This window comes from Pseudomonas sp. AF03-9 (assembly GCF_020515815.1).
GTDB lineage: Bacteria > Pseudomonadota > Gammaproteobacteria > Pseudomonadales > Pseudomonadaceae > Aquipseudomonas.
In genome coordinates, this window is sequence record NZ_JAHPJF010000001.1 from 425356 (window position 1) to 437871 (window position 12516).

Annotated in this window: 12 protein-coding genes; 3 read left to right on the forward strand and 9 right to left on the reverse strand. The window is 63.1% G+C overall.

The window, feature by feature from the left end; genetic code table 11:
- Positions 1–168 precede the first annotated feature (168 nt).
- The 3 genes from sutA to glnK all read right to left on the reverse strand — a co-directional run bounded on the left by sutA (position 169) and on the right by glnK (position 2599).
- The gene (sutA, locus tag LIY36_RS01990) at positions 169–501 is read right to left on the reverse strand and encodes a transcriptional regulator SutA (protein WP_226454655.1); all 333 of its coding nucleotides are present in this window, start codon (positions 499–501) and stop codon (positions 169–171) included.
- Positions 502–888: 387 nt separating this feature from the next.
- Positions 889–2226, reverse strand: a complete 1338-nt coding sequence (locus tag LIY36_RS01995; RefSeq protein WP_192297978.1) for an ammonium transporter — start codon at positions 2224–2226, stop codon at positions 889–891.
- A gap of 34 nt (positions 2227–2260) precedes the next feature.
- Positions 2261–2599 (reverse strand): P-II family nitrogen regulator, encoded by a 339-nt coding sequence (gene glnK, locus LIY36_RS02000; RefSeq protein ID WP_002555808.1) that lies wholly within the window; start codon positions 2597–2599, stop codon positions 2261–2263.
- A 423-nt stretch (positions 2600–3022) separates the two neighbouring features.
- Here glnK and LIY36_RS02005 point away from each other — a divergent pair, with 423 nt between their 5' ends.
- Together LIY36_RS02005 and LIY36_RS02010 are read left to right on the forward strand one after the other, a co-directional pair.
- On the forward strand, positions 3023–3286 hold the full coding sequence (locus tag LIY36_RS02005) for an accessory factor UbiK family protein (protein WP_226454656.1): 264 nt from the start codon (positions 3023–3025) through the stop codon (positions 3284–3286).
- A 153-nt stretch (positions 3287–3439) separates the two neighbouring features.
- Entirely contained in the window at positions 3440–4951 is a 1512-nt protein-coding gene (locus LIY36_RS02010) for a YifB family Mg chelatase-like AAA ATPase (protein WP_192297979.1), read from the forward strand.
- On the opposite strand, the gene glyA is transcribed toward LIY36_RS02010, so the two are convergent.
- The 5 genes from glyA to serC form a co-directional block, all read right to left on the reverse strand.
- The gene (glyA, locus tag LIY36_RS02015; protein ID WP_226454657.1) at positions 4942–6207 is read right to left on the reverse strand and encodes a serine hydroxymethyltransferase; all 1266 of its coding nucleotides are present in this window, start codon (positions 6205–6207) and stop codon (positions 4942–4944) included. The genes LIY36_RS02010 and glyA overlap by 10 nt on opposite strands.
- Before the next feature lie 25 nt (positions 6208–6232).
- Complete coding sequence (locus LIY36_RS02020; RefSeq protein ID WP_226454658.1) at positions 6233–7414, reverse strand: aspartate aminotransferase family protein; 1182 nt, start codon at positions 7412–7414, stop codon at positions 6233–6235.
- Between the two features lie 53 nt (positions 7415–7467).
- Positions 7468–8271 carry a YggS family pyridoxal phosphate-dependent enzyme gene (locus LIY36_RS02025; protein ID WP_442962203.1) on the reverse strand — a complete coding sequence of 268 codons (804 nt, stop codon included), beginning with the start codon at positions 8269–8271 and terminating at the stop codon, positions 7468–7470.
- Positions 8268–9509 (reverse strand): benzoate/H(+) symporter BenE family transporter, encoded by a 1242-nt coding sequence (locus tag LIY36_RS02030; RefSeq protein ID WP_226454659.1) that lies wholly within the window; start codon positions 9507–9509, stop codon positions 8268–8270. Before LIY36_RS02030 ends, LIY36_RS02025 begins: the two co-directional genes overlap by 4 nt.
- Positions 9510–9637: 128 nt before the next feature.
- Positions 9638–10720 (reverse strand): 3-phosphoserine/phosphohydroxythreonine transaminase, encoded by a 1083-nt coding sequence (serC, locus tag LIY36_RS02035; protein WP_226454660.1) that lies wholly within the window; start codon positions 10718–10720, stop codon positions 9638–9640.
- A gap of 133 nt (positions 10721–10853) precedes the next feature.
- On the opposite strand from serC, the gene pdxR reads away from it, so the two are divergent.
- Positions 10854–12353, forward strand: a complete 1500-nt coding sequence (gene pdxR / locus LIY36_RS02040) for a MocR-like pyridoxine biosynthesis transcription factor PdxR (protein WP_226454661.1) — start codon at positions 10854–10856, stop codon at positions 12351–12353.
- Here pdxR and LIY36_RS02045 read toward each other — a convergent pair.
- Positions 12350–12496 carry a hypothetical protein gene (locus LIY36_RS02045; RefSeq protein WP_226454662.1) on the reverse strand — a complete coding sequence of 49 codons (147 nt, stop codon included), beginning with the start codon at positions 12494–12496 and terminating at the stop codon, positions 12350–12352. The genes pdxR and LIY36_RS02045 overlap by 4 nt on opposite strands.
- Between the last annotated feature and the right edge of the window lie 20 nt (positions 12497–12516).

Sequence of the window (12516 nt, forward strand, 5' to 3'; positions counted from 1 at the left end):
GGCTTGCTCGCGAATGCGGTGTGTCAGTCAGCACATCAGTCACTGACAGACTGCATTCGCGAGCAAGCCCGCTCCCACATTGGGTATGCGGCGGGCCTTAGGAAATTATTCCAGACATGAAAAAGCCCGCAGCGACGGCGGGCTTTTCTTACAAGCAGGTGGCTGACCTCAGATAGGTCGGCTGCCGTACTTGTTATCCGGCTTCTTCGGTGGATCTGCCACCACGTTGGCCTCGACTTCCTGCACTTTGCCGCCTTTGGCGAGGAATTCTTCCATCGCGCGGGCCAGCGCATCGCGCTCTTTGTTCTTGGCTTCAACGCTCGGCAGTTCATCTACCGAAACGGCGGCCTTGGCTTTGCCTTTGGCCTTGGGAGCAGCGTCGTCGCCACTGTCATCGACCTCGTCGGCACTGCCATCATCCGCTGCAACTTCAAGACCTTCATCGGTCTCGTCGTCATCACCTACTTCGAGGTCGTCGTTTTCCAGATCATCGTCGCTCATGTTCTACCTCATGACTTGCGAAAAGCAGATTAGTTATAGCCCAGCTTCATCCCCTGTCGAGGCCGCTGGAAAAAAATCAACATCCACCGGATAACCAGTGGCTTATGCCCCATCACCGTGCAAGATGGCGAGGACTTTACGAGCACCGCCGTGTTCACGCTGCTCGCCGGATAAATACAGTTCTGCGCCCATCGGCGCGCATTCTAGCGCGCTCAGGAAAAAAACAAAGTGCCGAATACGCCTACATGCCTGTAAGACATTCGCATGCTTGAAAGTGGCTTGTGTGCCCCATCACAAACACAACGCAAAAACCGTTACAGCTTTGAGACACTGACAAACGCCAGGCAAAAAAATGCCCGGCAAGCCGGGCATCTTTTTTCCGCGTACTTACAAGTTGTAGCCGCGTTCGTTGTGTTGTGCCAGGTCGAGGCCGACAGCCTCTTCCTCCTCGGTAACCCGCAGGCCCATGACCATGTCCAGCACCTTGAGGATGATGTAGGTCACGATCGCCGTGTAGATCACGGTGAAGCCGACACCTTTGCACTGGATCCAGACCTGCGCAGCAACGTCAGTCACGGTGCCGAAGCCGCCCAGGGCTGGCGCTGCGAACACACCGGTCAGGATTGCACCGACGATACCGCCGATACCGTGCACGCCGAAGGCGTCCAGGGAGTCGTCGTAGCCCAGCTTGCGCTTGAGGCTGGTAGCGCAGAAGAAGCAGACCACACCGGCCACCAGGCCGATCACCAGGGCGCCCATCGGGCCCACGGTGCCTGCGGCTGGCGTTACAGCAACCAGGCCGGCCACGACACCCGAGGCAATGCCCAGTGCGCTTGGCTTACCATGGGTGATCCACTCGGCGAACATCCAGCCCAGCGCCGCAGCAGCGGTCGCGATCTGGGTGACCAGCATCGCCATACCGGCGGTGCCGTTGGCCGCAGCGGCGGAACCGGCGTTGAAGCCGAACCAGCCCACCCACAGCATGGCCGCGCCGATCAGGGTGTAACCCAGGTTGTGCGGGGCCATCGGGGTGGTCGGGTAGCCTTTACGCTTGCCGAGCACGATGCACGCCACCAGGCCAGCCACACCGGCATTGATGTGCACCACGGTGCCGCCGGCGAAGTCCAGCACGCCCCAGTCCCACAGCAGGCCACCGTTACCGCTCCAGACCATGTGCGCGATCGGCGCATAGACCAGGGTGAACCAGATCGCCATGAAGATCAGCATCGCGGAGAACTTCATGCGCTCGGCGAAGGCACCGACGATCAGCGCCGGAGTGATGATCGCGAAGGTCATCTGGAAGGTGATGAACACCGCCTCGGGGAACAGTGCCGCAGGCCCGGTGATGCTGGCCGGGGTCACGCCCGCCAGGAACGCCTTGCCCATGCCGCCGAAGAAGGAGTTGAAGTTGACGACGCCCTGCTCCATCCCGGTCGTATCAAAGGCGATGCTGTAGCCGTAGACGACCCACAGGATGCTGATCAGGCCGGTGATGGCGAAGCACTGCATCATCACGGAAAGAATGTTTTTGGAGCGCACCATGCCGCCGTAGAACAGCGCCAGGCCTGGAATGGTCATGAACAGCACCAGCGCGGTGGATGTGAGCATCCACGCCGTGTCGCCGGAATTGAGGACTGGAGCAGCCACTTCGTCTGCCGCCATGGCCAGGCTTGGCATTACGATGGACAACAGGGCTCCTAGCCCTGCGAATTTACGCAGAGTCATATTGTTTTCTCCTGGGGCGTTGGGGTTTGGCGGCTTAGATTGCGTCGGTATCGGTTTCGCCGGTACGGATGCGAATAGCCTGTTCCAGATTGACCACGAAGATCTTGCCGTCACCGATCTTGCCGGTGTTGGCCGCCTTGGTTATCGCCTCGATAACCCGGTCAAGATCCTTGTCGTCAATGGCGACATCAATCTTCACCTTCGGCAGGAAATCGACTACGTATTCCGCGCCGCGATACAGCTCGGTGTGACCCTTCTGCCGACCGAAGCCTTTGACCTCAGTAACGGTAATGCCCTGCACGCCGATCTCGGACAACGACTCGCGTACATCGTCCAACTTGAACGGCTTGATGATGGCAGTGACTAGCTTCATGAAAACTCTCTCCCGAATTGGTGGACTTGCCCCAGGAAAACAAACCCGTCTCAAGTCTAAGCGCAGTGCCTGGCTTTGTAACGCATCGTCTCAACGGCAGTTGCCATTGCGACACCAGCGAACCACTGGTGACGAAACCTGTACCCCTGATCCGTCGGCGCACTGCATTCGTCACAGCGACTGCATCAGTGCATGGGTCATGATCGTCTAAGCAGAAACCTTGCCAGCTCCGTAAAAATCACTGAAATCAGTCCTTTGCCCACTTCTGCCCACCTTCGGGGCTTTTTGGCGGCCGTATTGCGCACAAAAACAGTGCGCCGCCGGACGGCACGTTGCGCGAAAAGCGTGCGCCCCACGCGGTGAAAAAGACTATAGACGCTGCGTGATACACTGCCGGCCAACAGTTATTCCGGAATATTTCCCATGCTCGCGCCCAAAGATCTCCTCGACGCCCTGAGCGGCCATGCCTCTCGCCTGTTCAGCGGCGACACCCCGCTGCCCCGCAACGAAATCGAAAGCCAGTTCAAGGCGCTGCTGCAAAGCGGCTTCAGCAAGCTCGACCTGGTGAGCCGGGAAGAGTTTGACAGCCAGATGGTCGTGCTGGCCCGCACACGTGCGCGGCTGGAGAGCCTGGAAGCGAAGGTCGCCGAACTGGAAGCACGATTGGCACCCCCATCGGCTGAATAAACGCGATCCATGTGGGAGCTGGCTTGCCTGCTCCCACCTTTGTCCTGTACTGCCTCCTGGATACGTTCTGTAAAACCTCCCTGCCTCGCCCCTCCCCACCTCGTCTACCCTTGAAAAACCCGCAGGATGCGGCCCCCATTTCAAGGAACGAGCATGTCCCTCGCCATCGTCCACAGTCGCGCCCAGGTCGGCGTCGAAGCCCCTTCCGTCACCGTTGAAGTGCACATGGCCAATGGTCTGCCGTCCCTCACCCTGGTGGGCTTGCCCGAAACCGCGGTCAAGGAAAGCAAGGACCGCGTACGCAGTGCCATCCTCAACAGCGCGCTGCAATACCCGGCCCGGCGCATCACCCTCAACCTCGCGCCCGCCGACCTGCCCAAGGACGGCGGGCGGTTTGACCTGGCGATTGCCCTGGGAATCCTCGCGGCCAGCGTGCAGGTGCCGGCGTTGATGCTCGATGAGGTCGAATGCCTGGGTGAACTGGCCTTGTCGGGCGCCGTGCGGGCGGTCAAGGGCGTGTTGCCGGCGGCATTGGCCGCGCGCAAGGCTGGACGCACCGTGATAGTGCCGCGGGCCAATGCCGAGGAAGCCTGCCTGGCGTCGGGGCTGAAGGTGATTGCAGTGGATCATTTGCTGCAAGTGGTGGCCCATCTGAACGGGCACCAGCCCATTGAGCCCTACAAGTCCGATGGTTTGTTGTACCTGAACCGACCTTACCCGGACCTGAGCGAGGTACAGGGCCAACTCGCCGCCAAGCGCGCCTTGCTGATCGCCGCCGCCGGCGCGCACAACCTGTTGTTCAGCGGCCCGCCGGGCACCGGCAAGACCCTGCTTGCCAGCCGTTTGCCGGGCCTGTTGCCGCCGCTGAGTGAGCAGGAAGCCCTGGAGGTCGCCGCGATTCAATCGGTGGTCAGCCTGGAGCCGTTGAGCCATTGGCCCCACCGACCGTTCCGCCAGCCGCACCATTCGGCATCGGGGCCGGCGTTGGTCGGCGGCGGGTCGAAACCGCAGCCAGGGGAAATCACCCTGGCGCACCACGGCGTGTTGTTCCTGGATGAATTGCCGGAGTTCGACCGCAAGGTCCTGGAGGTACTGCGCGAGCCCCTGGAGTCAGGGCATATCGTCATCTCCCGCGCCCGCGACCGGGTGAGTTTCCCGGCGCGCTTTCAACTGGTGGCCGCGATGAACCCCTGCCCCTGCGGCTACCTGGGCGATGCCAGCGGACGCTGTCGCTGCACGCCGGAACAGATCCAGCGCTATCGCAACAAACTCTCCGGCCCGCTGCTGGACCGCATCGACCTGCACCTGACCGTTGCCCGGGAAGCCACCGCATTGAACCCCACGCCGCAAAGCGGCGACAACACGGCCACCGCCTCGGCGCAGGTTGCCCAGGCGCGGGAGCGCCAACACAACCGCCAGCGCTGCGCCAACGCCTTCCTGGATTTGCCCGGGCTGCGCCGGCACTGCGCGCTGTCCAGGCCGGATGAAGCGTGGCTGGAAAGCGCGTGCGAGCGTTTGACCCTATCCCTCAGGGCCGCCCATCGGCTGTTGAAAGTCGCCCGCACCCTGGCGGACCTGGAGTGTGTGGACACCATCACCCGCCCGCACCTGGCCGAAGCGCTGCAATACCGGCCAGTCGCCTGCGGCCAGGCCGATCAACGGTAGACCGGGTGACGCCGGCACAGCGCAATCACCTGTTCGCGCACATGATGGGCGACTTTATCGCTGTCATCGCGCTCCATTGCGTCAAGTACGTCGCACAGCCAGCCGGCCAACTGCTCGCATTCGAATACGCCGAAACCACGGGTGGTGACGGCCGGCGTGCCAATGCGCAGGCCCGAGGTCACAAACGGCGAACGTGGATCGTTGGGCACCGAGTTCTTGTTGGCGGTGATGTAGGCGTTGCTCAAGGCCGCGTCGGCTTCCTTGCCGGTGTAAGGCCGGTCGGACAAGTCGATCAGCATCATGTGGTTATCGGTGCCGCCCGAGACGATCTTGTACCCGCGCTGCTGCAACACCGCAGCCATGGCCCGGGCATTGGTCACCACCTGGGCCTGGTAGGTCTTGAACTCAGGCGTCAGCGCTTCCTTGAACGCGACCGCCTTGGCCGCGATCTGGTGCATCAACGGCCCCCCCTGAACCCCCGGGAACACCGCCGAGTCGAGCTTCTTGTAAAACGCTTCGTCTTGCCCCTTGGACAGGATCAGGCCGCCCCGAGGACCGCGCAGCGTCTTGTGCGTGGTGCTGGTGACCACATGGGCATGGGGCAGTGGGTCCGGGTATTCACCGGCGGCGACCAGCCCGGCGACGTGCGCCATGTCGACCCAGAAAATCGCCCCGACCTTGTCGGCAATTTCGCGCATGCGCGCCCAGTCCTTGTATCGCGAGTAGGCCGAGAAACCACCGATCAACATCTTCGGCCGTGTTTCCAAGGCAATGCGCTCCATCTCGTCATAGTCGAGCAGGCCTGTCTTTGGATCGAGGCCATACGGCACGATCTTGTAATGACGGCCAGAAAAGTTCGACGGGTTACCGTGGGTCAGGTGACCCCCCTGGGCCAGGTTCATGCCCATCACCGTGTCGCCGGGGTTGATCAGCGCCAAGAATACGGCGGCGTTCGCCTGGGCACCGGCATGGGGCTGCACGTTGGCGTAATCGCAATCGAACAGCGTCTTGACCCGCTCGATGGCCAGCCGCTCGGCCACGTCGACGTATTCACAGCCGCTGTAATAACGCTTGCCCGGGTACCCCTCGGCGTACTTGTTGGTCAGCACCGTGCTCTGGATTTGCATCACCAGGGGGCTTGCATAGTTTTCGGAAGCGATCAGCTCGACATGGTCTTCCTGGCGATGTTCTTCGTTATGAATCGCCTCGCACAGCTGAGGGTCGAAAGCTTTAAGGGTCAACGTTGAGTCGTACATGGTGAAGAGGTCCTTGAGTGAAAAGTCAGGCGCTGTGGGTCAGGAGTCGAGTGACACGCTCGGCGATGTCGTCGATCTGCGCGTCGTCGCAGATCAGCGGCGGCAGCAGGCGGATAGTGGTGCCCCGCGTCACGGTGATCAGCAGGTGTTGTTCGTCACGCGCGCGTCCCACCAGTTCGGCGCACGGGCGATTTAGTTCGATGCCGACCATCAAGCCCAGGCCGCGAATCGACACCACTTCCGGGTGATTGCCCAACGCCTCCTGCAACGTGGCCAACAGGCGCCGCCCCGAGACGGCCGCACGCAGCGGGATCTGGTCCCGCGCCATGATGTCGACCACCGTGCACCCGACCCGGCAGGCCAGCGGGTTGCCGCCAAACGTGGAGGCATGGTGGCCGGGCGAAAACAACTCGGCGGCCTTGCCCCGCGCCAGGCAGGCGCCAATGGGAAAGCCATTGCCCAGCGCCTTGGCCAGGGTGATCACATCCGGTACGACCTGCGCGTGCTGGAAGCCGAACCAGGCACCTGTGCGGCCCATGCCGGTCTGCACTTCATCGACCATCATCAGCCAGTCATGGGCATCGCATAGTTCTCGCAGGGCATGCAGGTACTCGCGGGACGCCGGGTGTACACCCCCCTCGCCCTGCACCGGCTCGACCAGCACCGCGACGATGTCGGGATACTGCTCGGCCACTGCGCGAATGGCGTCGATGTCGTTGTAGGGCACGCGGATAAAACCTGGCATCAACGGTTCGAAGCCGCGCTGCACCGCAGGGTTGCCGGTCGCGGCCAACGTGGCGAGGGTGCGCCCGTGAAAGCTGTTTTCCATCACCACGATCTGTGGCTGCGCGACCTGCCGGGCGTTGCCGTGCAAGCGCGCCAGCTTCAGCGCGGCTTCGTTGGCTTCGGCACCGGAGTTGCAGAAAAAGGCGCGCTGCATGCCGGACAAACCGCACAAACGTTCGCCCAACCGCGCCTGCCACTCGATCTGGAACATGTTGGTGGTATGCAGCAACTGGCCGGCCTGCTCGGCAATGGCCGCGGCGATCTCCGGGTTGGCGTGACCCAGGCTGGTCACCGCGACGCCCGCAATGGCGTCCAGGTATTGGACGCCCTGGGTATCCCAAAGATAGGGTCCCTCGCCCCGGGTAAACGCGACCGGTTGGCGGGCATAGGTGTGCATGAGGTACGCGGGTGCAGAAGACATCACAGGGTTTCCTTGCAAGTCACTCGATACGTAGGTTGTTCAAGGCCGGTCGATCAGGCGTCCGCTGTCGGCCAGTAGTAGGCGTCCGGCATGGCGCGGGCGCCGAAAATGGCCTGGCCGACGCGCACGACGGTGGCGCCTTCTTCAATCGCAATTTCAAAGTCGCCGGACATGCCCATCGACAACTCGCCCAGGCCGACACCCGCCGGGGCGCTGTCACGCAGGCGTTCGCGCAGTTCACGCAGACGTACAAAGCACGGGCGCACGCGGACCACATCGGCGGAAAACAGCGCCAGGGTCATCAAGCCGCGAACCCGCAGCGCGGAAAACGCCGGCAGGGCCTGTAGAAAATCCGCCACGGCATCCGGCGCCAGCCCGTACTTGCTGGCCTCGCCGGAGGTGTTGACCTGGACAAACACATCCAGCTGGCGCCCCTCGATCTGCAAGCGACGGTCCAGCGCCTCGGCTACCCGCAGGCTATCCAGCGCCTGGAACTCACTGGCAAAGCGCGCGACCTGCTTGGCCTTGTTGGTTTGCAGATGGCCGATCACCGACCATTGCAGGTCGGTCAGGTCGGCCATTGCCTCCCATTTGCGCTGCGCTTCCTGCACCTTGTTTTCCCCCAGCAACCGGCAACCGGCGGCGTAGGCCAGGCGCAGATGCGCTTCATCAAAGGTCTTGCTCACCGGCAGCAGGCGCACGCTCGCCGGATCGCGCCCGACCCGTGCACAGGCGTCGTTGATCCGTTGCTGCACCGCCGCCAGGTTGCGGCGGAAATCCTCCACGCTGGTGGCCTGCGGATAGCGGCCGTGACCTGAGTGCAGGGTGCCGAGGTCTTGCGGTTGGGCGATGGTCACTGGGTCGCCTCCTTGACGGTCACGTCGGTCTCGGCCACTTGTGCCTTGCGCCGTGGCAGGCGGCCGTTGAGCACGGCGTACGCGGTCAGCCCGATCAATAGCCCCCAGAACGCGCCACCGATGCCCAGCAGGGTGATGTTGGCGGCGCACGCCAGGAAGGTAATCAACGAGGCCTCGCGGGATTTGACGTCCGCCATGGCGCTGGCCAGGCTCCCGCCGATGGTGCCGAGCAGCGCCAAGCCGGCCAGCGTCGTGATGAAGGTGGCCGGGAACGCCATGAACACAGCGGCCAGCGTCACCCCGAACACACCGATGAGGATGTAGAACACGCCCGCCGCTACCCCGGCGACCCAACGCTTGGACGGGTCTTCCGACGCTTCCTTGCCGGTGCAGATCGCTGCAGTGATCGCCGCCACGTTGAACGCATGGGAGCCAAACGGAGCCATGAGCAGCGAGCCCAGCCCGGTCACGGTCAGGATCGGGTTGGCGCTGGTCTTGAAGCCATCGTTGCGCAGCACCAGCATGCCCGGCATGTACTGGCCCGTCAGCGTGATCAGAAACAGCGGCAGCGCCACGCTGAGCAGCGCATTCAGCGAAAACTCAGGCGCGGTGAACACCGGCGCGGCCAATTGCAGCGACAACCCGGACAGGTCCACGCGGTTCTGCGTCAACAGAAACACCAACCCCAGCACCAGGATGCCGACTACGGCGTAACGGGCGGTAAAGCGTTTGAGCACGATGTAGGCGACGATCAGCAACCCCACCAGCACCGGGTCCAGGCTCATGCCACCAAACGCACCGATACCGAATTGCAGCAGGATCCCGGCGAGCAACGCCGCGGCAACGCCTGGCGGAATCAGCCGGATGACTTTTTCAAAGCAGCCCGACAACCCCAGCAATACGAAGGCGACCGCGGAAATAATGTATGCGCCGACCGCCTCCGCGTAGGGCGTGGTGGACAACGCCACCACCAGGAACGCCGCGGCGGGCGTCGACCAGGCGGTGATGATTGGCTCGCGGCTGACCCAACTGAGAAACAGCCCGGTCACGCCGACGCCAATCGACACCGACCACACCCACGATGCCGTCAGCTCCGGACTGAGCCCGGCGACCCTGGCCGCCTGGAACACCAGGATAAAGGTCCCGCCATAGTTGACGATCACCGAGATGAGGCCGGCGATCACGGGATGAAACAGGTCGCGCAAGCGCAGCGACGACGGTGATCTCAGAGAAGACATGACGGATTTGCTCCTGACAGAACGAGGTTTCAGGCCCCGCGAGGTGGATAATTTTTAACCCTGAAATGGCTGGTTTTGCCCCGACACTTGCGCCAGGTTGACCAGACCACTTGGCAGACCGCCCGGGTTCAGCCGTGCACGCGGGCAAAACCCTGCATGAAGTCGCCCAGCGCCGCGACGGAATCGAGCGTGACCGCGTTGTAGAGGCTGGCGCGCAATCCGCCGACCGAGGCGTGCCCCTTGAGCCCGTAGAGGCCGGCCTGTTCGGCGCGCTGCACAAAGGTCTTTTCCAGCGCGGTATCGGCCAGCCGGAACGGCACGTTGTTGATCGAACGAAACGGCACTTGCACGCTGTTGCGATAGAACCCGTCGCTGTTATCGAGCACGCCATAGAGCAGCTCGGCCTTGGCCTGGTTGAGCCGGTGCAGGGCCTCGACGCCGCCGCTGCGCTTGATCCATTGGAGCGTCAGGTGGGTGAGATACCAGGGGAAGGTCGCCGGCGTGTTGAGCATCGACTGCGCGTCGGCGATGCGCGCATAGCTGAGAATGTCGGGGGTGAATGCCTGGGCGGCATCCAGCAGCGCCGGGTCGACAATCACCACCGTCAGCCCGGCAATGCCCATGTTTTTTTGCGCGGCGGCATAGATCAAGCCGTGCCGGGCCACGTCGATCGGCTTGGAAAGCAGGCTTGAGCAGGCGTCGCATACCAGCGGCACAGTGCTGTCGGGCACATCGGCAAATTGCACGCCGTGCACGGTTTCGTTCTCGGTGTAGTGCAGGTAGGCGGCGTCCGGGTTGAGGTTCCAGGCCGCCACGGCGGGGACGCGATCAAACCCGTCGGCCTTGGCGCTGGCGGCGATACGCACGTCGCAGTAACGCTGGGCAGCCTCGATGGCCTTGCCCGACCAGAGACCGGTATGCAGGTAGTCCGCGCTGCGTTTGTCGCCCAACAGGTTCATCGGCACCTGGGCAAATTGCAGCGAAGCACCGCCTTGCAGGAACAGCACCTTGTACGCGGCGGGCACCTGCAACAGCTCCCGCAGGTTCTGTTCGGCCTGGTGGGCGACTTCCATGAAGATCCCGCTGCGGTGGCTGATTTCCATCACCGACATGCCCGTGCCCGCAAAGTCGAAAAATTCCTCATGGGCTTGGCGCAGCACTTCCATGGGCAATGCCGCAGGGCCCGCGCTGAAATTGTGTGACCTGGCCATAATTGACGACTCCCTGTCGAAGCATGCACGCAGCATCTGGATTGGCCGCCGATGAAGGCGGTGGCAGGGTTTGAAGTCTACGGATAGACTGGCCTGCCGCTACAGGCCAATTCACGGAAGTTAGGCAGACCACATGGCAAAAACGTTCGAGTTGGAGACGCTGCAGATGCGGCTCAAGGATGCTGAATTCCAACTGCTGGACCTGCACCAGCGCATTCAACGCGCCTTGCGCGCCCTGATCCTGGAAGGCGCACTCGCCCCCGGCCTCAAGCTGCCGGCGACGCGGGTGTTGGCCAAGTCATTGGGGATCGCCCGCGACACCGTGGAAAACGCCTACGTGCAGTTGCACCGCGACGGTTTCATCGTGCGCCGCGAAGGTTCCGGCAGCTATGTGTGCGACGCCATCGGCACCGACTTGCGCGGCGCCTCGCGCCGACGCATCAAGGCCCAGGAAGTCAAAAGCAACCAGGCCACACCCGGCGCCGGCTTGAGCCAGCGCGGGCGGATGATCCTCGACAGCGGCGGCGTCACCGATCAACAGGTGATCAAGGCGTTCGCCACCGGCCTGCCGGAAACCCGCACCTTCCCCACCGACGTGTGGGAGCGCCTGCAACGCCAGGTGATGAAGGACTATCGCAGCCATGTGCTGTTGCACGGCGACCCCCAAGGCGCCGAGCCGCTGCGCAAGGCCATCGCCACCTACCTGAACCTCGAACGTGGCGCCAAATGCTCGCCGGACCAGGTGCTGGTGCTGAGCAGTACCCGCCAGGCGCTGTTCCTGTGCGCCCAGTTGCTGGCAGACGTGGGCAAACCGATCCTGCTGGAAAATCCGGGCTACTACGGCGCCAAGAAGGCCTTTGAAACCGCCGAGACCAAGGTGCTGCCCATCGATGTCGACGAGCACGGCATTCGCACCGACCTGCTGTACGCCGACCGCAGCGGCGCCCACTGCGTGTACGTCACGCCTTCGCACCAATACCCGACCGGCGCCACGCTGACCCTGGAACGCCGCCTCGAACTGATCAACTGGGCCGCGGAAAAAGGCAAATGGCTGATCGAAGATGACTACGACAGCGAGTTTCACTACGACGGCAAACCCACCGCCTGCGTGCAGGGCCTGGACAAGTACCAGCGCACGCTTTACATCGGCACCTTCAGCAAGACCCTCTACCCCGGCCTGCGCATGGGCTACATGGTGCTGCCGCGCGAGCTGGTCAAGGCCTTCACCTACGCCCGCAGCATGATGGACGGCCACACGCCGCAGATCCTGCAACTGACCCTGGCGCGCTTTATGGAAGACGGTCACTACAACGCCCACGTGCGCGCCATGCGCAAGCTCTACGCCGGGCGCCAGTCGATCATGCTGGACGCGATCGGCAAGCACTTGGCCGGGGTGGTAACAGCCTGGCGCCCGCAGGGTGGCTTGCAGATCCCGTGTCTGCTGCATGAAGGCTGGTCGGAAGAAAAAACCATCCGCCAGGCCGCCAGTGCCGGTGTGCAGTTGTCCGGCCTCAGCCGACTGTATGCGGGCGAGGAAAAGAAGCAGGGCTGGCTGCTCGGCTATTCGTCCCTGACCGCCTACGAGATCGAAGCCGCCATGCTGCGCCTGGCGAATGCGCTGAAAACCCGCTAGTGACCCAGGGCGTAGTTCATCAACAGGCGCTGCGCCTGGGCATACATCCGCGCGCGCCGCAGCTTGTTGGCGCACGCTGTCGCGGCGGTCTGCGCTGGCGTGCGCAGGGTTTTGTGACGGTAGCGATGAGCGATGTCCGGCATGGCAGGTCCTTCTTCTGGCA